The 21,285-nt window shown below is 67.6% G+C and carries 20 protein-coding genes and 1 riboswitch; of the genes, 14 read left to right on the top strand and 6 right to left on the bottom strand.

All coding sequences use genetic code 11. The features are described from left to right. Positions 1 to 80: 80 nt before the first annotated feature. The gene (locus AC04MI_RS06105; protein WP_056745242.1) at positions 81 to 530 is read right to left on the bottom strand and encodes an OsmC family protein; all 450 of its coding nucleotides are present in this window, start codon (positions 528 to 530) and stop codon (positions 81 to 83) included. Positions 531 to 907: 377 nt separating this feature from the next. Between AC04MI_RS06105 and ilvA the strand changes: the two genes are divergently transcribed. The 3 genes from ilvA to AC04MI_RS06120 all read left to right on the top strand — a co-directional run bounded on the left by ilvA (position 908) and on the right by AC04MI_RS06120 (position 3,953). Further along, on the top strand, positions 908 to 2,467 hold the full coding sequence (ilvA, locus tag AC04MI_RS06110) for a threonine ammonia-lyase, biosynthetic (protein ID WP_476497355.1): 1,560 nt from the start codon (positions 908 to 910) through the stop codon (positions 2,465 to 2,467). An 80-nt stretch (positions 2,468 to 2,547) separates the two neighbouring features. Beyond that, positions 2,548 to 3,354, top strand: coding sequence for an adenosylcobinamide-GDP ribazoletransferase (gene cobS, locus AC04MI_RS06115; RefSeq protein ID WP_436078441.1), 807 nt, complete (start codon positions 2,548 to 2,550; stop codon positions 3,352 to 3,354). Further along, positions 3,351 to 3,953: a histidine phosphatase family protein gene (locus AC04MI_RS06120; protein WP_436078440.1), complete on the top strand. Its 603-nt coding sequence runs from the start codon at positions 3,351 to 3,353 to the stop codon at positions 3,951 to 3,953. The genes cobS and AC04MI_RS06120 overlap by 4 nt, the downstream gene beginning before the upstream one ends. A gap of 20 nt (positions 3,954 to 3,973) precedes the next feature. Here the strand turns inward: AC04MI_RS06120 and AC04MI_RS06125 are convergent, their stop codons facing one another. Beyond that, on the bottom strand, positions 3,974 to 4,423 hold the full coding sequence (locus AC04MI_RS06125) for a type II secretion system protein N (protein ID WP_056745245.1): 450 nt from the start codon (positions 4,421 to 4,423) through the stop codon (positions 3,974 to 3,976). 72 nt (positions 4,424 to 4,495) lie between these two features. Between AC04MI_RS06125 and gspG the strand changes: the two genes are divergently transcribed. From gspG to AC04MI_RS06175, 10 genes are all read left to right on the top strand, one after another. Further along, on the top strand, positions 4,496 to 4,936 hold the full coding sequence (gene gspG / locus AC04MI_RS06130; RefSeq protein ID WP_099731210.1) for a type II secretion system major pseudopilin GspG: 441 nt from the start codon (positions 4,496 to 4,498) through the stop codon (positions 4,934 to 4,936). 174 nt (positions 4,937 to 5,110) lie between these two features. Next, positions 5,111 to 5,542 (top strand): prepilin-type N-terminal cleavage/methylation domain-containing protein, encoded by a 432-nt coding sequence (locus tag AC04MI_RS06135; protein WP_056059165.1) that lies wholly within the window; start codon positions 5,111 to 5,113, stop codon positions 5,540 to 5,542. A gap of 2 nt (positions 5,543 to 5,544) precedes the next feature. Continuing rightward, a complete protein-coding gene (gspI, locus tag AC04MI_RS06140) occupies positions 5,545 to 5,913 on the top strand; it encodes a type II secretion system minor pseudopilin GspI (protein WP_056059169.1) in 369 nt (122 codons plus the stop codon). Then, a complete protein-coding gene (locus tag AC04MI_RS06145) occupies positions 5,913 to 6,674 on the top strand; it encodes a PulJ/GspJ family protein (protein WP_192420653.1) in 762 nt (253 codons plus the stop codon). Before gspI ends, AC04MI_RS06145 begins: the two co-directional genes overlap by 1 nt. A gap of 98 nt (positions 6,675 to 6,772) precedes the next feature. Beyond that, a complete protein-coding gene (gspK, locus tag AC04MI_RS06150; RefSeq protein WP_436078480.1) occupies positions 6,773 to 7,750 on the top strand; it encodes a type II secretion system minor pseudopilin GspK in 978 nt (325 codons plus the stop codon). A gap of 83 nt (positions 7,751 to 7,833) precedes the next feature. Then, the gene (gene gspL / locus AC04MI_RS06155) at positions 7,834 to 9,120 is read left to right on the top strand and encodes a type II secretion system protein GspL (RefSeq protein WP_436078439.1); all 1,287 of its coding nucleotides are present in this window, start codon (positions 7,834 to 7,836) and stop codon (positions 9,118 to 9,120) included. After that, positions 9,117 to 9,671: a type II secretion system protein GspM gene (gspM, locus tag AC04MI_RS06160; protein WP_436078438.1), complete on the top strand. Its 555-nt coding sequence runs from the start codon at positions 9,117 to 9,119 to the stop codon at positions 9,669 to 9,671. Before gspL ends, gspM begins: the two co-directional genes overlap by 4 nt. Before the next feature lie 33 nt (positions 9,672 to 9,704). Further along, positions 9,705 to 10,517: a type II secretion system protein N gene (gene gspN / locus AC04MI_RS06165; RefSeq protein WP_436078437.1), complete on the top strand. Its 813-nt coding sequence runs from the start codon at positions 9,705 to 9,707 to the stop codon at positions 10,515 to 10,517. A 4-nt stretch (positions 10,518 to 10,521) separates the two neighbouring features. Further along, entirely contained in the window at positions 10,522 to 12,798 is a 2,277-nt protein-coding gene (gspD, locus tag AC04MI_RS06170; protein WP_476497359.1) for a type II secretion system secretin GspD, read from the top strand. A 13-nt stretch (positions 12,799 to 12,811) separates the two neighbouring features. Beyond that, positions 12,812 to 14,200 (top strand): GspE/PulE family protein, encoded by a 1,389-nt coding sequence (locus AC04MI_RS06175; RefSeq protein WP_476497360.1) that lies wholly within the window; start codon positions 12,812 to 12,814, stop codon positions 14,198 to 14,200. Between the two features lie 66 nt (positions 14,201 to 14,266). Here AC04MI_RS06175 and AC04MI_RS06180 read toward each other — a convergent pair whose 3' ends face one another. From AC04MI_RS06180 to lpxC, 4 genes are all read right to left on the bottom strand, one after another. Next, positions 14,267 to 15,925, bottom strand: coding sequence for a methyl-accepting chemotaxis protein (locus tag AC04MI_RS06180; protein ID WP_056059188.1), 1,659 nt, complete (start codon positions 15,923 to 15,925; stop codon positions 14,267 to 14,269). Between the two features lie 193 nt (positions 15,926 to 16,118). Next, complete coding sequence (thiC, locus tag AC04MI_RS06185; RefSeq protein WP_476497363.1) at positions 16,119 to 17,996, bottom strand: phosphomethylpyrimidine synthase ThiC; 1,878 nt, start codon at positions 17,994 to 17,996, stop codon at positions 16,119 to 16,121. A 148-nt stretch (positions 17,997 to 18,144) separates the two neighbouring features. Then, positions 18,145 to 18,268, bottom strand: a riboswitch (TPP riboswitch). A gap of 54 nt (positions 18,269 to 18,322) precedes the next feature. Further along, complete coding sequence (locus tag AC04MI_RS06190; RefSeq protein WP_015012563.1) at positions 18,323 to 18,499, bottom strand: hypothetical protein; 177 nt, start codon at positions 18,497 to 18,499, stop codon at positions 18,323 to 18,325. 7 nt (positions 18,500 to 18,506) lie between these two features. Then, positions 18,507 to 19,430 carry a UDP-3-O-acyl-N-acetylglucosamine deacetylase gene (gene lpxC, locus AC04MI_RS06195; protein ID WP_436078435.1) on the bottom strand — a complete coding sequence of 308 codons (924 nt, stop codon included), beginning with the start codon at positions 19,428 to 19,430 and terminating at the stop codon, positions 18,507 to 18,509. A 193-nt stretch (positions 19,431 to 19,623) separates the two neighbouring features. On the opposite strand from lpxC, the gene AC04MI_RS06200 reads away from it, so the two are divergent. Beyond that, positions 19,624 to 21,285 (top strand): methyl-accepting chemotaxis protein (locus tag AC04MI_RS06200; protein WP_476497361.1); only part of this gene is annotated, 1,662 nt, incomplete at its 3' end.

Raw genomic sequence — 21,285 nt, forward strand, 5'->3', positions numbered from 1 at the left:
TCACGCAGGCAGCAGGCGCACCAAAACATACGCGCCGCAACCCGCTCAGCTTGGCAGTCCAGACCACTACACGCGCCCCCTCAGACCTCCAGCACTTCGAAGCCGGTGGTGATTTCGGCTGTCTTGCCCAGCATGATGCTGGCCGAGCAGTACTTGTCGTGGCTCATGGCAATCGCGCGCTCCACGGCGGCTGGGGGTATGCCCTTGCCCGTGACGGTGAAGTGCATGTGGATCTTGGTGAACACCTTCGGGTCGGTCTGCGCACGTTCCGTCGTCAACTTGACGCTGCAGCCGCGCACGTCATGGCGGCCGCGCTTGAGGATCAGCACCACGTCATAGGCGGTGCACCCGCCCGTGCCCGCCAGCACGGTCTCCATGGGCCGGGGCGCCAGGTTCTGGCCGCCGTTGGCGGGGTTGGCGGCATCGGGGGCGCCATCCATGGTCAAAACATGGCCGCTGCCGGTTTCGGCCACAAAACCCATGCCAGAACGGGTTCCCGCCCCGCCGGTCCAACTGACTGTGCATTCCATTTGTGTTTCTCCTGTGTGACACGTGGTTTTTTTCGCACGGAAAACCGAAACGAAAAGAATTTGATGCGAATTTTGCTGCATCGCAACAAGACTCGCGCTAAACTTCGCCCATGCGCTGCCGCTTTCGAACAGAAAGGAACCGGCAGGCGGCAAGAAGCCCGGAACCCGGCACTTGCCTCGCACCGATTGTCTCCTCCATCTCCTCAAAGGATGGATTAGCCCCAGGCCTCACGGCCCGGGGCTTTTTTTTGCCCGCTCGCACCGTCCCACGGCAGGTTGCCGTCCCGGATGCCTCGGCACCTCGCCAGGGCGACGCCCTATGATGTGGGCCCCCGCCCGCCGCCCTGCGCCGGTGGGGCTCTCCTCCTGCACCTGCCATGACCCAGCACCTCACCCCCGCCGACTACCTCAAGAAAATCCTGACTGCCCGCGTGTATGACGTGGCGGTGGAGTCGGCGCTGGAGCCCGCCAAGAACCTCAGCCGCCGCCTGCACAACAAGGTACTCCTGAAGCGCGAAGACCAGCAGCCSGTGTTCAGCTTCAAGYTGCGSGGCGCSTACAACAAGATGGCGCACCTCACGCCCGAGCAGCTGCAGCGCGGCGTGATCTGCGCCTCGGCCGGCAACCACGCCCAGGGCGTGGCCATGAGCGCCCACCGACTGGGCACGCGCGCCGTGATCGTGATGCCCACCACCACCCCGCAGCTCAAGATTGATGCCGTGAAGACGCTCGGTGGCGAGGTCGTGCTGTTTGGCGAGAGCTATTCCGACGCCTACGGCCATTCCGTCCAGCTGGAAAAGGAACAGGGCCTGACCTTCGTGCACCCGTTCGACGACCCGGACGTGATTGCCGGCCAGGGCACCATCGCCATGGAGATCCTGCGCCAGCTGCAAAGTCTGGGCAGCAACCAGCTCGATGCCGTGTTCGTGGCGATTGGCGGCGGCGGACTCATCTCGGGTGTGGCCAACTACATCAAGGCCGTGCGCCCCGAGATCAAGGTGATCGGGGTGCAGATGAACGACTCGGACGCCATGATCCAGTCGGTGCAGGCGCACGAGCGCGTGACGCTGGCCGACGTGGGCCTGTTCTCTGACGGCACCGCCGTGAAGCTGGTGGGCGAGGAAACCTTCCGCGTCGCGCAGGGCCTGGTGGATGACTACATCACCGTCGATACCGACGCCGTCTGCGCCGCCATCAAGGACATCTTTGTGGACACGCGCAGCATCGTCGAGCCCGCAGGCGCTCTGGCGGTGGCGGCCATCAAACAATATGTGGCCAAGAACAAGACCAAGGGCGAGACCTACGCGGCTATCCTCTGCGGCGCCAACATGAACTTCGACCGGCTGCGCTTCGTGGCCGAGCGGGCTGAGGTGGGCGAGGAGCGCGAGGCGCTGYTCGCKGTCACCATTCCGGAAGAGCGCGGCAGCTTCCGCCGCTTCTGCGAGGTGGTGGGCGGCCTGCCCGGCGGCCCGCGCAACGTGACCGAATTCAACTACCGCATCAGCGACGCCGCCCGCGCCCATGTGTTCGTGGGCCTGACTACCAACGGCAAGGGTGAATCGGAAAAGATCGCCAAGAACTTCAACCGCCACGGCTTCGAGGCGCTGGACCTGACCCACGACGAACTGGCCAAGGAACACCTGCGCCACCTGGTGGGCGGCCACTCGGCCCTGGCGCAGGACGAGCGCCTGATGCGTTTCACCTTCCCCGAGCGGCCCGGCGCGCTGCTCAAATTTTTGAGTCTGATGCAGCCGACCTGGAACATCAGCCTGTTCCACTACCGCAACCAGGGCGCGGACTATGGCCGCATCCTCGTGGGCATGCAGGTGCCGCCCGAAGACAAGGCGGCCTTCGACGCCTTCCTGGCCACGCTGGGCTACCCCTATGTGGAAGAAACGCTGAACCCGGCCTACCGCCTGTTCTTGCGGTCCAAATAATGCCAAAAATGGCTGCAAGCGCTAGTTGAACATGCCTTGACAGCTATCAAAAAAGAAGCATCAAGCAACAACTGCACACCATGCAAGCCCTGCGCCACTACCTGCTGGCCGTGCAGTTCTTCACCCGCATCCCCGTCACTGGGCGGCTGGCGAACTGGGTGGGCTACAGCCCGGCCATGCTGCGGGCCAGCGCGGCGCACTTTCCGGGCATCGGCTGGCTGGCGGCGCTGCTGTCCACGGCCGTGTACGCCGCGCTGCACTGGGCGCTGGCGCCCAACCCGCTGGCCCCGGCCGTGGCCGCCGTGTTCTGCACCATCGCCACGGTGCTGATGACCGGCGGCTTTCACGAAGACGGCCTGGCCGATGTGGCCGACGGGCTGGGCGGCAGCTACGACCGCGAACGCGCGCTGGACATCATGAAGGACTCGCGCATCGGCGCCTTCGGGGCCATGGCGCTGGTGCTGGCGTTGCTGGCCAAGCTCAGCCTGTTGGCGCTGCTGGGGGCGCACAGCCTGCCGGTGGCACTGGCGGCCCTGGTCGGCGCGCATGTGTTGTCGCGCTTTTGGCCCCTGCTCATCGTGCGCAGCCTGCCGCATGTGGGTGATACGGCGCGCTCCAAAAGCAAGCCGCTGGCCGACCAGATCTCCAGCCAGGCACTGGTTGCGGCACTTTTATGGTGTTTTCCGCCCCTTGCGCTAGTCGGATATGCCCAGACAGCTCTTTTTTTGGTAGCGCCCATCGCTCTCAGCGCGCTCTGCGCGGGCTGGATGGCGCGCTGGTTCGCCCGGCGGCTGCAAGGCTTCACCGGCGACTGCCTGGGCGCCACGCAGCAGGTGAGCGAGATCGGGTTCTACCTGGGCGCGGCCATCGCACTGCGATGGCTATGACGCCCCCTCCTGCCGCCACCAGCAGCCGCCTGTGGCTGGTGCGCCATGCAGCCCCGCTGGTTCCCCCGGGCACTTGCTACGGCGTGTGGGACGTCCCGGCCGACGCGCAGGCCACCCGCGCTGCGGCAGAGCGCTTGGCAACGGCCCTGCCCCCGGGGGGGCGCGCTGCGTGCGTGGCGTATTCCACGCTACAAAGATGTGAGCTTCTGGCGCATGAATTACAAGCGCTCAGACCGGATTTGACCTTCACTCCCGACGCCCGGCTGCGCGAGATGGACTTCGGCCGCTGGGAAGGGCAGCCCTGGGACGCCATCGGCAAAAGTGCCATCGACACCTGGGTGGCCGGGTTCGCCACCCACACACCCGGCGGGGGCGAAAGCCTGGCCCACATGCTGCACCGCGTAGCAGCAGCCCTGCAGAGCGCCCAGGCGTGGCGCACCGAACAGGGCGTGGGAGATGTGGTGTGGATCACCCACGCCGGCGTGGCACGCTGCGTGGCCTGGTTGCAGGAGCGGGGTGAGAGCGCCCTGCCCCGCTCAGAGGACTGGCCGGTGGCGGCACCGGGCTGGGGGGAATGGGAAATCAGGGAACTGGCCTGAAGCTGTAGGCCAGCAGGGGCCTAGTTCTTGAGCGGCATGTCCAGCGTCACCGTAGCGGGTCCGCCCATGCTGGTCCCCAGTTGCGCCTGGCGGGGGCCCAGGGCCTGCAACACCAGGCCTTCGTCCACCGCAGCGCCCACACGGAAGGGCTTGGCGGGCTTGCCGTCCACGGCAATCAGTGCCGCACCGCCGCCGCTGCTGCGCCCCGACAGCACCCCGATCAGCGTGAACCGGCTCGCGGTGGGTGCCACCGGCGCTGCCACGCCAGGGGCTGCAGGCGCAGCACCCAGCAAACGCGCCAGCGCCTGCGCGTCCATGGCCACCGGGGCGGGCGCCACTGCCGGGGCGGAGGAAGCGGACGAAGGCGCCGACAGGCGCAGCCCCCAATAGACCACACTGGCGCCGGCTGCTGCCCAGAGCACCAGAGTCCCCAGGCGGACGCCCCATTTGCTGTACGTATTGGTCACCATGCGGGGATTATGATTCACGCGATTCGACCATCCGAGAGACCGCCAGCAGTGAACACTTCTTTCTCCCTCCTCGTGCGTTCCGCCCCCCGCCGCGTTGCCAAGTCCGTGGCCCGTGGTTTCACCCTCATCGAGCTGATGGTGGTTCTGGTGATCATCGGCGTGCTGGCCGCGCTGATCGTGCCCAACGTGCTCGAACGTGCCGACGATGCCCGCGTGACGGCCGCCCGCACCGACATCACCAACATCATGCAGGCGCTCAAGCTCTACCGCCTGGACAACCAGCGCTACCCCACGGCCGAGCAGGGCCTGCAGTCGCTGGTCATCAAGCCCACTGCGGGCCCCGTACCCGGCAACTGGAAGCTGTACCTGGAAAAGCTGCCCAACGACCCCTGGGGCCGCCCTTACCAATACCTCAACCCCGGCATCAAGGGCGAGATCGACGTGATGTCGTTCGGCGCCGATGGCCAGTCGGGCGGCGAAGGCAAGGACGCCGATATTGGCAGCTGGCAGTAAAGAGATGTGGTCCCCACGGTCGTGCACTGGCGTGTCACTCCCTGCCCCCCACAGCAGGCTCGCCCTGCGCTTCGCTGGTGCATGGGGCCGGGCCTTGCTTGGGGCGGCCCGGCGCTGCGGCCGTGCGCCTGGTGGATGCGCCGTGACCGTTGCGACCTCCCATCGCGCAGCTCCATGAACCGCTCGCGCGGATTCACCCTCCTGGAGCTGCTGGTGGTCATCAGCATCATGGCGCTGGCCACGGCGGGCGTGGGGCTGGCGATGCGCGATGGCGGACAGACGCAGCTGGAGCGGGAAGCCGCACGGCTGGCGGCGCTGCTCGAATCCGCGCGTGCACAGTCCCGCGCAGGGGGCATCCCCGTGCGCTGGCGCGCACTGCCGGGGGGCTTCCGCTTTGAAGGGCTGCCGCGCAGCGCGCAGGCCGCCCTGCCCAACCAGTGGCTGGACCCTGGCACCGTGGTGCGCGGGCCGGCAGTGCTGCTACTGGGCCCCGAGCCCCTGATCGGCCCGCAGCAGGTGCTGATCACCCACCAGTCCTCCCCCGACCGCACCCTGCGCATTGCCACCGACGGCGTGCGCCCGTTTTCCGTGGATGCGGTGCAGTGAGGATGCGCCGCCCTCTCATCGGCCACCGGGGTTTCACGCTGGTGGAAGTGCTGGTGGCGCTGGCCATCGTGGCCATTGCCCTCATGGCGGGGCTGCAGGCCACGACGGCGCTCACGCGCAACGCCCTGCGGCAGTCCGACATCGTGCTCGCGCAGCTGTGCGCGGAGAACGAGCTGGTCAAGGCCCGGCTCTCGCGCCAGATGCCCAGTGTGGGTGACAGCAACCTGACCTGCGAGCAGGCCGGGCGCCAGCTGCAGGTGGTGACCATCGTGCGGCCTACGCCCAACCCGAGTTTTCGGCGCATCGATGCGCAGGTGCTGGACGGGGACAACTCCATCCTGCGCCTCTCCACCATCATTGGAAGGTATTAATGCCCCCCCTGAGTCGCTTCGCGCCTTCCCCCCGTGAGGGGGACGCACCCGGTGGCCTGGCAGAGCCAGTTCCACGGGTGCGCTGGCCTCGCGTCGCGCCATTTTTGAAGGTCCCGCGCGGCTTCACACTCATCGAGTTGCTGGTCGCGATCAGCGTCATGGCGTTGATCGCCATCCTGAGCTGGCGCGGGCTCGATGGCATGGTGCGGGCGCAGGAGTCCACGCGCCAGCGGGCAGACGAGATGCTGGTGCTGCAGGCTGCGCTGGGGCAGTGGGGTACGGACCTGGACGCCCTGATGCCCGTTGCCAACACCACGCCGCTGGACTGGGACGGCCAGGTGCTGCGCCTCACCCGCCGCAGCAGCGCCGTGCCCGACGAGGGTGCGCTGGTGGTGGCCTGGACCCGCCGCAACAACAACCAGGGCGTGGGCCAGTGGCTGCGCTGGCAGTCGCCGCCGGTGCGCACCCGCGCCGACTGGCGGCAGGCCTGGGAGCAGGCCGCCCAGTGGGCGCGCACGCCGGGCGACGCCGAGCGGCGCTACGAGGTGACGCTGCTGCCGCTCGACAGCTGGCAGATCTTCTACTACCGGGGCGGCGCGTGGTCCAACCCGCAGTCGAGCACGGGCACCCCGTCGGGCGACAGCACTTCGGCCATTCCGGACGGCATCCGCCTGCAGATCACCCTTCCCCCGGGCCAGGCGCTGGCAGGCCAGCTGACGCGCGACTGGGTCAACCCCGTGCTGGGCGGAGGCAGATCGTGAGTACCCCCCTGAGCGGCTGCGCCGCATCCCCCCAGGGGGACGCCACCCGTGGCCTGGCAAAGCCAGCTCCACGGTGGCACTCGCTGTGGCAGCGCCCATTGCACAGGCACAGGGCGCACGGCGCCGCCCTGCTCGCCGCCATGCTCACCGTCACGCTGGTCGCCACCTTTGCGGCGGCCGCGATGTGGCAGCAGTGGCGCGCGGTGGAGGTCGAGACGGCCGAGCGCGGCCACGTGCAGTCCACCTGGATTTTGGTCGGTGCGCTCGACTGGTCGCGGCTCATCCTGCGCGAGGATGGGCGCTCCGGCGGGGCCGACCACTTGGCCGAACCCTGGGCCATCCCCCTGCAGGAGGCCCGGCTGTCCACCTTCCTCGCGGCCGACAAGAACGTGACCCAGGTGGACGATGCCAGCACCGACACCACCGAGGCCTTCCTGTCGGGCCAGATCACCGACCTGCAGGGCCGCCTGAACATCACCAACCTCGCGGAGGGCGGGCAGGTGCAGGCCGTGGCGCTGCGGCAGTTCACCCGATTGTTCGAGCGCCTGGGCCTGCCCGGCCAGCAGCTGAGCACCCTGATCGACGGCCTGCGCCGCGCGCAGGCGGGTGCAGGCACCGACAGCGGCTCCGCCCCCCTGCTGCCGCCCAGCGTGACCCAGCTGGGGTGGCTGGGCCTGACCCCGGCCACAGTGGCGGCGCTCGCCCCGCATGTGACGCTGTTGCCTGTGCGCACCCCGGTCAACCTGAACACCGCCGACATCAACGTGCTCATGGCCGCCATCGACGGGCTGGACAGCGCCACGGCCCAGAAGATCGTGCAGACGCGCGAGGCGCGGCACTTCCGCACCCTCAGCGACGTGCGCGACCTGGTGGGCGCCAGCATCGACATCAACGAAAGTGCCCACGCCGTGGCCTCTTCGTACTTTGAAGTACGGGGCCGCCTGCGGCTCGGCGATGCGATGGTGGACGAGCGCTCTTTGGTGCGCAAACAGGGCATCGACGTGACCACACTGTGGCGCGAACGCGGCGCCTTCGACCGGGAAACCACGCAACTGCTGCCCGGGGCACAGCGCTGAGGGTGTAACAACCCTCACACTGCACCCACCCACACCGCCGCTGCGTCACGCCCGCCCCCTAAAATGGCCCGCAAAACCCGCCCATGAGCACCCTGATCCTTTTCCTGCCGCCGGCCCGCCCGGGACCCGCCTCCGAGTACGCCTACACGCTCACGGCAGACGGCCATTCCGCCCTCCAGCACGCCACCGCACCCGCTGCCCTGCTGCCCGAGCCCACCCGCCCCGGCGGCGAGGTCGTGGCCGTGGTGCCCGCACGGGCGCTGTCGTGGCAGCGCGTGACCATTCCGGCCGGCGTGCCGCTGGGTGCCGGCCAGCAGACGCCCCGGCTGCGATCCGTGCTCGAAGGCCTGCTCGAAGACCGCGTGCTGGACGATGCCAGCCAGCTGCACTTTGCGCTGCAACCCGGCGCACAAAGTCGTGCGCAGGCTGGCGAACCGGTGTGGGTGGCCGTGTGCGACCGCGCCTGGCTGCGCGAACACCTGCAGGCGCTGGAGGCCGCAGGCCGCCGCGTGGCCCGCGTGGTGCCCGAATTTGCGCCGGGCCCCACGGCCAGCGGCCAGCCCGAGCTGTGTGCCCTGGGCACGCCCGAAGAGGCCTATGTGGTGCTGACCGGCCATGGCGCCGACCAAGGCGTGGCGGTGCTGCCGCTGACCCCCATGGCCCTGACCCTGGCACGCGCCGCCTTGCCGACCGCCGACAGCGGAGACGAACCAGCCCTCATGGTCCGCGCCGAGCCCGCCGTGGCTGCGCTGGCCGAACGCACCCTGGGTCAGCAAGGCCAACGCATTGCCCTGCACACCACCAGCCAGCGCGCGCTCGATGCCGCCCGCGGCGACTGGGACCTGGCGCAGTTCGACCTGTCCAGCACCAGCAGCACCCGCGCGCTGCGCAAAGTGGGCAGCGCGCTGAGCGCGGCGCTGTATGCCCCGCAGTGGCGTGCAGCCCGCTGGGGCGCGGGCGTGCTGGTGGTGGCGCACCTGGTGGGGCTCAATGCCTGGGCCTGGCAAGAACGGCAGGCGCTGACTGCCAAGCAGGCCAGCGTACGCAACACCCTGACCCAGACCTTCCCCAAAGTGCAGGTGGTGGTCGATGCGCCGGTGCAGATGGAGCGCGAACTCGCCCAGCTGCGGCAGGCTGCCGGCAGTGTCTCGGCGCGCGACCTGGAGCCCCTGCTGGCGGCGGCTGGAGCGGCCTTGCCCGATGGCCGCCTGCCCAGCAGCATCGAATACACGCCGGGCGAGCTGCGCCTGCGTGGCGTGACCCTGGCGCCCGATGAAGAATCTGTGGTGTCTGGCCGCCTGCAAGCCGCCGGGTACCGCGCCCGCGTGGACGATGGCAGCCTGTTGCTGCGCACCGAGGTGAGCCCATGACCCGATCCTCCGCCCTCCAGGACCGCTGGAAAGCCCTGGCGCCCCGCGAGCAGAACCTGGTGCTGGCCGCCGCTGTGGTGGTGGCGCTGGCCCTGCTGTGGTGGGTGGCCGTCGCCCCCGCACTCGGCACCTTGCGCGCCGCGCCCGCGCGGCACGCCGCACTCGACGCCCAGCTGCAGCGCATGCAGAGCCTGCAGGCCGAGGCCCAGCAGCTGCAGGCCACACCCGCCACCAGCCCAGGCGATGCCGTGGGTGCGCTGCGCACCGCCCTCACGCAGCGCCTGGGCAACACGGCACAGCTCAACGTGGCGGGCGACCGCGCCACGGTCACGCTCAAAGGCGCATCGGCCGACGCGCTGGCCCAATGGCTGGCCCAAGCCCGTAGCAACGCCCGCGCCACACCGCTGGAAGCGCGGCTGACCCGCAGCGCAGCCCCTGCTGCTGCGGCGCCCGCGGGCAATGCGCCCATCACCCTGGGCAGCGCGCCCGTGTCCATGCCCCGCTGGGATGGCACCGTGGTGCTGGCCCTGCCCACTGCCCCGGCCCGCTGACCCGCGGACTGACCTGAACAATACATTCCCCCCGTGGCCCGCAACCTCCGTCCGACACGCCCTGCCCCCCGCTCCGCCCCCCGCACGGCGTGGGGCTGGGCATGGGCCGGTGCGCTGGCCGGCGTGCTGCCCGCCGTGGTGGGCTTTGCGCCTGCGCACTGGATGGCCGGCGGCGTGGCCAGCGCTACCCAGGGACAGGTGCTGTTGCTGCAGCCAAGGGGCACGGTATGGACCGGCTCGGCCCAACTGGTGTTGACTGGTGGCCAGGCCAGCAAAGACAGCGCCGCCCTGCCCGGCCGGGTGGACTGGCAGCTGCGCCCCACCTGGGGCGGGCTAAGCGCCCAACTGCACGCAGGCTGCTGCACGCCCGAGCCCCTGCGGGCCCAGGTGCACCTGCGCTGGGCCGGCCCGCAAATCACTGTGGCCGACGGCCAGAGCCAGTGGCCGGCGGCCTTGCTGGCGGGCCTGGGCACCCCCTGGAACACCCTGCAGCCGCAGGGGCAGCTGGCACTGCAGACACGCGCGCTGACGGCGCAATGGGCTGCTGGCCGCATGGTGCTGGCGGGCCAGGCCCAGATGGATGCGCGGGCCATGTCCTCGCGCCTGTCCACCCTGCGCCCCATGGGCAGCTACCGGCTGGTACTGCAGGGCGGCGAGGTGCCCACGCTCGCCCTCAGCACCCTCGACGGGGCCCTGCAACTGAGCGGCAGCGGCCAGTGGGTGGGCAACCGCCTGCGCTTTGCAGGCGAGGCCAGCGCCACCCCCGAGCGGGAGGCCGCACTGTCCAATCTTCTGAACATCATCGGACGGCGCAATGGCGCGCGCTCCATCATCACCGTGGGTTGAATCTATGACTTTCCTGTTTGCTCCACGCCTGCGTTTTACTCTCAAAACCATAGCAGCCAGCGCAATATTTACCTGCGCCAGTGGCCAGATTGGCGCCCAGACGGCGGTGGACACCCGCACCGGCAGCGTGCGCCCCAGCGAACCCGTCACGCTCAACTTTGCCAACGCCGAGATCGAGGCCGTGGCCCGCACCATGGCCACCATCACCGGCCGCAACGTGGTGGTGGACCCACGGGTCAAAGGCCAGCTCAACCTCGTGACCGAGCGCGCGGTGACGCCTGCCGCCGCGTTCCAGCAGTTCCTGGCCGCGCTGCGGCTGCAGGGCTTCACGGTGGTGGAGGCGGCCGGCCTGTACAAGGTGGTGCCCGAGGCCGACGCCAAGCTGCAGGGCGGCAGCGTGAGCGTGGTGCAGGGCAACGCGGGCAGCGCGCCCGGCGGTGGGCAGATCGTCACGCAGATATTCAAGCTCAACTTCGAAAACGCCGCCAATCTGGTGCCGGTGCTGCGCCCGCTCATCAGCCCCAACAACACCATCAACGTGAACCCCGGCAACAACTCGCTGGTGATCACCGACTATGCCGACAACCTGCAGCGCCTGGCGCGCATCGTGGCGGCCATGGATGTGTCCAACGCCAGCGATGTGGAGGTGATTCCGCTCAAGAACGCGATTGCCAGCGACCTGGCACCGCTGGTGTCGCGCCTGATCGACGGCGGCAGCGCCAACGGGGGCGCCGCAGCCGCGGCCGCGCCCGGCCAGGCCGACACCGCGTTCAAGACCACCCTCATCGCCGAGCCGCGCAGCAACTCGCTGATCCTGCGTGCCGCCAACCCGGCCCGCGTGGCCCAGGTGCGCGCCCTGGTGGCCCAGCTGGACCAGGCCCCCGCGCCGGGCAGCAGCGCGGCCAGCGGCAACATCCATGTGGTCTACCTCAAGAACGCCGACGCCACCAAGCTGGCCACCACCCTGCGCGCCGCCATGGCGGCCATGGGCGGTGGCAATGGCGGTGCGGCCAGCAGTGGTGGCGGTGCCAGCGCGCCCGCACCCAGCACGGGGCTGAGCACCGGGGGCATGCTGTCCACCAACGGCAGCTCGTCCGGCAGCAGCACCAGCGGCGGCCTGGGCTCCAGCACCAGCGCCATGGGCACCAGCAGCACCAACAACAACCAGCCSTCSACCGGCGGWCAGATCCAGGCCGACCCSWCSACCAACTCRCTSATCATCACGGCGCCCGAGCCGCWGTACCGCCAGMTGCGCGMSGTRATCGACAAGCTCGACGGCCGSCGCGCGCAGGTGCTGGTCGAGAGCCTGATCGTCGAGGTCTCTGCCAACAAGGTGGCCGAGTTCGGCATCCAGTGGCAGGGCATTCTGGGCAAAAACGGCGATGGCACCGTGGGCGTGATCGGTACCAACTCCGGCCAGGCCGGCATGAACATCCTCAACGCCACGGCCGCGCTCGCAACGGGCAACTACGCATCGCTGGCTGGCAGCAGCGGCCTGGGCACAGGCCTGAACCTGGGGCTGGCCCCGCGCATCAACGGGCAGTACTACCTGGGCGCGCTGGCGAACTTTCTGCAGAACAGCGGCGATGCCAATGTGCTCTCCACACCCAACCTGATGACGCTGGACAACGAAGAGGCGCGCATCATCATCGGCAACAACGTGCCCTTCGTGACGGGCTCGTACGCCAACAGCACAGGCAACAATACCGTGAACCCGTTCACCACGGTGGAGCGCAARGACGTGGGCCTCATGCTCAAGGTGCGTCCGCAGATCAGCGAGAACGGCACGGTGAAGATGGCGATCTACCAGGAGGTCTCCAAGATCGACACCGCCACGCTGAGCAACGCCAACGGCCCCACCACCAGCAAGCGCTCCATCGAGTCGAACGTGGTGGTGGACGATGGCAGCATCATCGTGATTGGCGGCCTGCTGGAAGACAGCTACTCGCAAGGCCAGGACAAGGTGCCGGTGATGGGCGACATCCCGGTGCTGGGCAACCTGTTCCGCAGCGAGAACCGCACCCGCAACAAGACCAACCTGATGGTGTTCCTGCGCCCCATTGTGGTGCGTGATAACGCCACCAGCGACGCATTGATGATGGACCGCTACGAGGCCATCCGCGCGCTGCAGCAGACCACCCAGCCCGCGCCCAGCGTGGTGATGAAGTCGGTGTCGGGCGCGCCCATCCTGCCCGCACTGCCACAACGCACAGATCCCGGCGCAGCCACCGTGCCTGCACAGCCGCTGGCGCCCCTGCCCGCAGAAACCTCGCCACGCTGAAGGGCCGCCACGCATGCGCCACCCCCTGCCCTACGCCTTTGCCCGCACCGCCCAGCTGCTGCTGGAGGACGACGGCCACCAGCTGGTGCTGTGGCACGGCCCCAGCCCCGACGCGGGCGCGCTGTCCGAAGTGCTGCGCAAGCACCCGGTGCAGCAACTGCTTGCGCTCGATGCCCCGGCCCTGGCCCAGCGCATCAGCGCGGCCTATTCGCASAGCGAATCGAGCGCCGCCACCGTGGTGAGCGAGGTTGAGAGCGACGCCGACCTCTCGCGCATGATGCAGGAGCTGCCGGCCGTCGAGGACTTGCTGGAATCAGCGGGCGACGCGCCCATCATCCGCATGCTCAACGCCCTGCTCACGCAGGCCGCGCGCGACGGCGCGAGCGATATCCACATCGAGCCCTACGAGCGCCACAGCAGCGTGCGCTTTCGTGTGGACGGCACGCTGCGCGAAGTGGTGCAGCCCAACCGCGCGCTGCATGCCGCATTGATCTCGCGCCTGAAGATCATGGCCGACCTGGACATCAGCGAAAAACGCCTGCCCCAGGACGGCCGCATCAGCCTGCGCCTGGGCACCCGTGCCATCGACGTGCGCGTCTCCACCCTGCCCAGCGCGCACGGCGAGCGCGCCGTGCTGCGCCTGCTGGACAAGAGTGAAAGCAAGCTCAGCCTGGAGGCCGTGGGCATGCAGGGCGACACCCTGCGCCGCTTTGAGGGCCTGATCGGCCAGCCGCACGGCATCATCCTGGTCACCGGCCCCACGGGCTCGGGCAAGACGACCACGCTGTATGCAGCGCTGGGTCGGCTCGACGCCACGCGCAACAACATCATGACGGTGGAAGACCCCATCGAATACGAGCTGCCGGGCGTGGGCCAGACCCAGGTCAACAGCAAGATCGAGCTGACCTTTGCCAAAGCGCTGCGCGCCATCCTGCGGCAGGACCCGGACATCATCATGATTGGTGAAATCCGCGACTTCGAGACCGCGCAGATTGCCATCCAGGCCTCGCTCACGGGTCACCTGGTGCTGGCCACCCTGCACACCAACGACGCGGCCAGCGCGGTCACGCGCCTGACCGACATGGGTGTGGAGCCCTTCCTGCTGTCGTCGTCGCTACTGGGCGTGCTGGCCCAGCGCCTGGTGCGCAAGTTCTGCAGCCACTGCCACGGCAGCGGGTGTGAGCACTGCGGCCAGACGGGCTACACCGGCCGCACGGGCGTGTTCGAGTTGCTGGTGACCACGGACGCGATCCGGGCACAGATCCACAACCAGGCCTCAGAGGCCGACATCCGCACCGCAGCGCTGGCGGGTGGCATGGCGCTGATGCGGGACGATGGCGAACGCCTGATTGCCGCCGGCATCACCAGCCGCGAAGAAGTGCTGCGGGTGACGCGGGACTGATTTGCTACGTTTTTGATAGCTGCTAGCGCATGAAGCACTAGCGCTACCAGCCAAAAACACTTCAAACTACCGGATCTGCAGCGCGGGCCGGCGCCCCACCTGGGCCATCGCAGGTGCGGCGGGCGTTGCAGGTGCCGAGGTGCTAAACGCCGGGGATGCCGTCGCGCCATCCTGCAGCTTGAACTGGCTGACCGCGCTGTTGAGGTGGTGCGCCTGCTCGCGCAGCGACTCGGACGCTGCGGTGGACTCCTCCACCAGTGCCGCGTTCTGCTGGGTCATCTGGTCGAGCTGCGTGACCGACTGGCTGATCTGGCCGATGTTGTCGCTTTGCTCGGCCGACGAAGCGGTGATCTCCGCAATGATGTCGGACACGCGCCGCACGCTGCTCACGATCTCGGTCATGGTTTGGCCGGCCTGGCTTACCAGGCGCGAGCCGTCTTCGACCCGCTCCACCGACGAACCGATCAGGCCCTTGATCTCCTTGGCCGCTTCGGCGCTGCGCTGCGCCAGGTTGCGCACCTCGCTGGCCACCACCGCAAAGCCACGGCCCTGCTCACCGGCACGGGCGGCTTCCACCGCCGCGTTGAGCGCCAGGATGTTGGTCTGGAACGCAATCGAATCGATCACGCCCGTGATGTCGGCAATCTTGCGCGAGCTGGTGGTGATCTGGTCCATGGTGGTCACCACCTGCGACACCACGGCGCCACCGCGCGCAGCCACCTCGGCGGCGGACGAGGCAAAGTCGCTGGCCTGGCGCGAGGCCTGGGCGCTTTGCTGCACGGTGCTGGTCAGCACCTCCATCGACGAGGCGGTCTCTTCCAGGTTGGCCGCTGTCTGCTCGGTGCGGTGGCTCAGGTCATGGTTGCCGCTGGCGATCTCGGAGCTGGCGGTGGAGATGTTGCCCGCCGCGTCCTGCACCTGGCGCACCAGGTCACGCAACGAGTCCTGCATGCGGCCCATGGCGCCCACCAGCTGGCCCACTTCATCCTGGTTCATGGCTGCCACATCGCGCGACAAATCGCCACTGGCAATGCGTTCGGCCAGCTCCTGTGCCTGTCCGAGGGACTTGGTGATGGAACGCACGCTGAAGAACGTGAGCGGAATCAGCACCGCCAGCGCCAGCACCAGGCCCACACCAATCAGTGCGGCCATGGTGGAGGTGCGCGATTCGACACCCGCGCGGGCCTCGTCCATCTGCGCACGTGCCGAACCCGCCAGGCTGGAGAACAGCTTGTCGGTGGCTTCCATGTGGACCTTCAGGCGGTCGGCGTAGGCGCCGCCCCCTGCGCCGTCGAGCTGCGCGCCCTCGATCTTTTCGAAGATGGGTGAGATGCCGGTTTCGTACTGCTTGATCTCATCGAGCGATTTGTCGATCGAGGCCACAAACTCGGCATCGCCCGACTGCACTTGCCGCACATCGGCCAGGCGCTTGCGCAGGGAGGTCAGGGTTTTGGCCCAGGACTCGCGCAGGGCAGAGACCTCGACCGAGTTGTTGAAGTTGATGATGATGTCTTTTTCGGTCCGGCGCAGGTCACCCAGGGTGGTGCGCAGCTCGGACATGTCGGTCAGCGTCTGCACGCGTTCTGAAAACAGCACCTGCAGCGTGCCGCGCGTTCGGTCCAGGGCCACGTAGCCCATGGCACCAATGACGACCAGAAGGATCAGGGAAAAGACGGTTCCGAAGTAGAGACGCGTGCGGATGGAGAAGCGGCCGAGAGCATTCATGGCTCTTCCTTACATTTTTTAACAGACAGTCCAGCATAGCAAATTTGGTGCCACACACACCCCCCGCCTTCTGGGCCGGGGGTGGGCGGGACTATATGCCGGGCAAGACGGTCCACCGCACAGGGTAAGCACGGCCCCGGGGCCCTGTTTCAGGGAATCCTCGGGGCCAGTAGCTGCGCTTATTGCGCTGCTGTCACACGGGCTTGAGCGGGATGTACAGCTCGCCCCCGCCCTTCTGGAACTCCGCCGCCTTGGTCTGCATGCCCTGGGCCAGGGCGTCAGCCTCGGCCACACCCTTCTGGGCGGCGAAGTCACGCACCTCCTGGGTGATCTTCATCGAGCAGAACTTGGGGCCACACATCGAGCAGAAATGCGCCACCTTGGCCGAGTCCTTGGGCAGGGTCTCGTCGTGGTATTCCTTGGCGGTCTCAGGGTCCAGGCCCAGGTTGAACTGGTCCTGCCAGCGGAAGTCAAAGCGCGCCTGGCTGAGCGCATCATCGCGCGAGCGAGCGCCGGGGTGGCCCTTGGCCACATCGGCCGCGTGGGCGGCGATCTTGTAGGCAATGATCCCCTGCTTCACGTCGTCGCGGTCGGGCAGTCCCAGGTGCTCCTTGGGCGTCACGTAGCACAACATGGCCGTGCCCATCCAGCCGATCATGGCCGCGCCAATGGCCGAGGCAATGTGGTCGTAGCCGGGGGCGATGTCGATGGTCAGCGGGCCCAGGGTGTAGAAAGGCGCCTCGTGGCAGGTCTTGAGCTGCTCGGTCATGTTGGCCTGGATCATGTGCATGGGCACATGGCCCGGGCCTTCGATCATGGTCTGCACGTCGTGCTTCCAGGCCACCTGGGTCAGCTCGCCCAGCGTGTGCAGCTCGGCAAATTGCGCTTCGTCGTTGGCATCGGACGCGCAGCCAGGCCGCAGGCCGTCACCCAGGCTGAACGACACGTCGTACGCCTTCATGATGTCGCAGATGTCTTCGAAGTGCTCGTACAAAAAGCTCTCGCGGTGGTGCGCCATGCACCACTTGGCCATGATGGAGCCGCCGCGCGAGACGATGCCCGTGCGCCGCTGCGCCGTGAGGTGGATGTAAGCGAGGCGCACGCCSGCATGGATGGTGAAGTARTCCAYGCCCTGCTCGGCCTGCTCGATSAGCGTGTCGCGGAAGATCKCCCAGGTCAGGTCYTCGGCCACGCCRCCCACTTTYTCGAGCGCCTGGTAGATCGGCACSGTGCCGATGGGCACAGGGCTGTTGCGCACGATCCAGTCGCGTGTGGTGTGGATGTTCTTGCCAGTGGACAGGTCCATCACGTTGTCGGCCCCCCAGCGGATGGCCCAGACGAGCTTTTCCACTTCTTCTTCGATGCTGGAGGTGACAGCCGAGTTACCGATGTTGGCGTTGATCTTGACCAGGAAGTTGCGGCCAATCGCCATCGGTTCCACCTCGGGGTGGTTGATGTTGGCGGGGATGATGGCGCGGCCCCGAGCCACTTCGTCGCGCACAAATTCGGGGGTGATGATGCGCGGGATGCTGGCGCCCATCGGGTTGCCCATCAGGCGCTTTTCACGGCCTGCGTCGGCCATGTACTGTTCCATCCACTCACGCTTGCCGTTTTCGCGGATGGCGACGTATTCCATCTCGGGCGTGACGATGCCCTTCTTGGCGTAGTGCATCTGCGTGACATTGGCACCCGCCTTGGCGCGCAGGGGCTTGCGCTGCAAGGCGGCGGCCTCGGCGCGCAGCTGGGCGAGGCGGGTGGCATCTTCGCTCTTTTGGCCGTCGTCCAGCGCTACGGGGGCGCGGCCTTCGTAGTGCTCCACATCGCCACGGCCGGCGATCCAGCTACCGCGCACGCTGGCCAGGCCCTTGCGCACGTCGATCACGGCTTCAGGGTCGGTGTAAGGACCGGAGGTGTCGTATACGCTGACCAGCTCGCCGTTGGTTAGCGCGATGTCGCGCACGGGCACGCGCAGGTCGGTGTGCAGATGGCCGGGGATATAGGCCTTGCGGGATGCGGGGAAGGGTTCGCGGGTGCGTGCGAGCAGCTCGGCGAACTTTTCAGGGGCAGCCAGTGTGGCGTGGGGGTCGGGGGCGTTCATGGGCAGGTCTCCTGGTTCCGGTGGCGGTGGGTCTGCTCCGGAATGGACCTGTGCGCCCCTCGGGTGGCTGCGCATGGCAGCACCTGAGGCAAGGCGTGTCCACAGGGAGTGCGGGCACGGGGACAAGGAGGTCGGCTCTTCTTCCGCCGGTATGAACCGGATCAAGTTCGTCGGGTTCGCAAGCTGGCCTGAATTTCTTCAGGCCTCTCGCATCTCAGCGCATCAGCACACCCCGGAGCAGGCGCGAGTATAGGGCAGAGGAAAAACGGGGCAGCAGAGCCCCCCAATCAACAGATACATCAGGCCAGGCGGCCGATGAGGATCACCGCGAAGAAAAAGACGGCGGCAATCACTGTCCACTTGAGGATGACGAGCCCCAGGCGCTTGTAGCGCGGCTGCCCGGTGCCCGCGTAAAACGCGAACGACACGGCAGCCGCCAGAAGCAGCAGCATGGCCAGCCAGCGAAAGATCAACATGTGCGTGCTACCAAGCGCGCGCAGGCTGCGCGAAGCCAGTGGGGGCCTGGCGCTCGTCCTCGAACGTGACAACCTCCCAGGCATCACGCTGGGCCAGCAGCTCGCGCAGCAAGAGGTTGTTCATGGCGTGGCCCGAGCGGAACGCACTGTAGGCGGCCAGCAGCGGCTTGCCGATGAGGTACAGGTCCCCCATGGCATCCAGGATCTTGTGCTTCACGAACTCGTCGTCATAACGCAGGCCGTCGCTGTTGAGCACCTTGTAATCGTCCATCACGATGGCGTTGTCCAGCCCACCGCCCAGCGCCAGGCCGTTGGAGCGCATCATCTCCACATCGCGGGTGAAGCCGAAGGTGCGCGCGCGGGCAATGTCGCGGCTGTAGTTGCCTTGCCCCACGTCAAACTCGACGCGCTGGCCAGTTGAGTCCACGGCCGGGTGGTCAAAATCGATTTCGAAGCTGAGCTTGTAGCCGTGGTACGGCGTGAGGCGCGCCCACTTGGCGTTGGCGCCCTCGCCCTCGCGCACCTCCACGGGCCGGGTGACGCGGATGAAGCGCTTGGGTGCGTTCTGCAGCTCCACCCCGGCGCTTTGCAGCAGGAACACAAACGAGGCCGAAGACCCGTCGAGGATGGGCACCTCTTCGGCCGTGATGTCCACGTACAGGTTGTCGATGCCCAGCCCCGCACAGGCCGACATCAGGTGCTCCACCGTGTGCACCTTGGCGTTGCCCACCGCGATGGTGGACGCCAGCCTCGTATCCGTCACAGCCTCGGCACGGATGGGAATGTCCACCGGCTGCGGCAGATCCACCCGCCGGAACACGATGCCTGTGTCCGGCTGCGCGGGCCGCAGGGTCAACTCGACCCGTTGGCCGCTGTGCAGACCCACGCCTACGGCGCGGGTCAGGGTCTTGAGGGTGCGTTGCTGGAGCATCTGCGCATTTTAGTTTCTGCGGCACCGCCCCGCACGTGCCGAGGTCTTGTCGCACCTCAAAGCGACGCGTACGTAGAGCTACCGCCGCGTTTTCACCTACTGTGCAGGCCCCATGGTTCGCCGCACAATTTGGTACACAGGGCCTTAACAACCACAACATGAACACACGACACCCGCCCCACAGGAGACTCCCATGAGCAAACTCAGTTTCAAGATGAAAGTCATGCTCATGATCGGCACCGCGCTCACGGCGCTGCTGATCATGGCCATCCTGTCACTCCTCCAGGAGCGGCGACTGATCACCGAGTCCCGCAAGGACCTGCTGACCACCGCCGTCCAGTCCGCACACAGCATTGTGGTCGGTTACCAGGCCAAGGCCGCGAGCGGCGCCATGTCGGTGGAAGACGCGCAGAAGGCTGCCAAGGACGCCCTGCGCATTGCACGCTACGGTGGCCCCGAGGGCAAGACCGAATATTTCTACATCTGGTCCACCGAGGGCGTGGGCGTGATGCACCCCTTCAAGACCGAGTGGGACGGGCAGGACATGCTCGGCAAGGTCAAGGATGGTTCGGGCGTGGACATCATCGGCCTGCTGGTCAACGGCATGCGCAGCAGCAAGGACGGCAAGGCCTTTGTGCCCACCATGTTCGCGCGCCCCGGCCAGCAGACGCCCGTGCCCAAGCTGCAGTACATCGTCAAAGTGGACGGCTGGAACTGGATGGTGGGCTCCGGGCTGTATACGGACGACGTCGATGCCATGCTGCGCAAGGCCCTGTGGTCGAGCCTTGCACTGGTGGTCGCGGTGTTTGTGGCGGTGGGGGTGATCGGCCTGCTGGTGTCGCGCTCGGTGTTGCGCCAGATTGGTGGCGAACCCACCCACGCCATTGCCATCATGTCCGAAGTGGCCGAAGGCAACCTGGATGCCCAGATTCCGGCTGCCCCGCCCGGCTCCATGCTCGATGGCTTGGCCCACATGGTGGCCTCGCTGCGCAAGCTGGTGACCGAGGTACGGTCGGCCACGGACAGCATTGCTACGGCGTCGGGGGAAATTGCCCAGGGCAACAACGACCTGGCCCACCGCACCGAAGACACGGCCAGCAACCTGCAAACCACCGCCAGCAGCATGGAGGAGCTGACCAGCACCGTCAAGCAGACATCGGACTCCGCGCAAACCGCCAACCAGATGGCAACTTCAGCGGCTGCCGTGGCGGCGCGCGGAGGGGAAGTGGTGTCCCGAGTGGTATCCACCATGCAGGACATCAACGCCAGCAGCAACAAGATCAGCGACATCATCGGCGTCATCGACGGGATCGCGTTCCAGACCAACATCCTGGCGCTCAACGCCGCCGTCGAGGCAGCGCGCGCAGGTGAACAGGGTCGCGGTTTCGCGGTGGTCGCCAGCGAAGTACGCAGTCTGGCACAGCGCAGCGCTGCAGCCGCCAAGGAAATCAAGACATTGATCGACGCTTCCGTGGAGAAGGTGGCATCGGGCACGCAACTGGTGGGCAATGCAGGCGCCACCATGACCGAGATCGTGGACAGCGTTCAACGCGTGACAGACATCATTGGAGAAATCCGCTCAGCCACATCGGAGCAGAGCCAGGGCATTGCCCAGGTCAACACCGCCGTGAACCAACTGGACCAGATGACCCAGCAGAACTCAGCGCTGGTGGAGCAGTCGGCTGCAGCAGCAGACAGCCTGCGCGAGCAAGCCATGAAGCTCACCCAGGTGGTGGCGCTGTTCCGCGTGAACGGCAGCACCTCCGCGCCCGCCCCGGCCAGCCGCCCCGCAGCTGCGCCCCGCCCCGCCGTGGCACCTGCCGTGCGTGCGGCAGCGCCCCGCCCGGCCCTGGCC

It is taken from the genome of Acidovorax sp. LjRoot204 (assembly GCF_056175785.1).

What these genes read in the sequence shown, in the direction of transcription:
- gspL (WP_436078439.1), top strand. Translation starts at nt 7,834, where the DNA reads ATGAGCACCCTGATCCTTTTCCTGCCGCCGGCCCGCCCGGGACCCGCC.
- AC04MI_RS06190 (WP_015012563.1), bottom strand. Translation starts at nt 18,499, where the DNA reads ATGTTGATCTTTCGCTGGCTGGCCATGCTGCTGCTTCTGGCGGCTGCC.
- AC04MI_RS06180 (WP_056059188.1), bottom strand. Translation starts at nt 15,925, where the DNA reads ATGAATGCTCTCGGCCGCTTCTCCATCCGCACGCGTCTCTACTTCGGA.
- AC04MI_RS06145 (WP_192420653.1), top strand. Translation starts at nt 5,913, where the DNA reads ATGCCCCCCCTGAGTCGCTTCGCGCCTTCCCCCCGTGAGGGGGACGCA.
- AC04MI_RS06135 (WP_056059165.1), top strand. Translation starts at nt 5,111, where the DNA reads ATGAACCGCTCGCGCGGATTCACCCTCCTGGAGCTGCTGGTGGTCATC.
- lpxC (WP_436078435.1), bottom strand. Translation starts at nt 19,430, where the DNA reads ATGCTCCAGCAACGCACCCTCAAGACCCTGACCCGCGCCGTAGGCGTG.
- AC04MI_RS06120 (WP_436078440.1), top strand. Translation starts at nt 3,351, where the DNA reads ATGACGCCCCCTCCTGCCGCCACCAGCAGCCGCCTGTGGCTGGTGCGC.
- cobS (WP_436078441.1), top strand. Translation starts at nt 2,548, where the DNA reads ATGCAAGCCCTGCGCCACTACCTGCTGGCCGTGCAGTTCTTCACCCGC.
- AC04MI_RS06105 (WP_056745242.1), bottom strand. Translation starts at nt 530, where the DNA reads ATGGAATGCACAGTCAGTTGGACCGGCGGGGCGGGAACCCGTTCTGGC.
- AC04MI_RS06125 (WP_056745245.1), bottom strand. Translation starts at nt 4,423, where the DNA reads ATGGTGACCAATACGTACAGCAAATGGGGCGTCCGCCTGGGGACTCTG.
- gspI (WP_056059169.1), top strand. Translation starts at nt 5,545, where the DNA reads ATGCGCCGCCCTCTCATCGGCCACCGGGGTTTCACGCTGGTGGAAGTG.
- gspM (WP_436078438.1), top strand. Translation starts at nt 9,117, where the DNA reads ATGACCCGATCCTCCGCCCTCCAGGACCGCTGGAAAGCCCTGGCGCCC.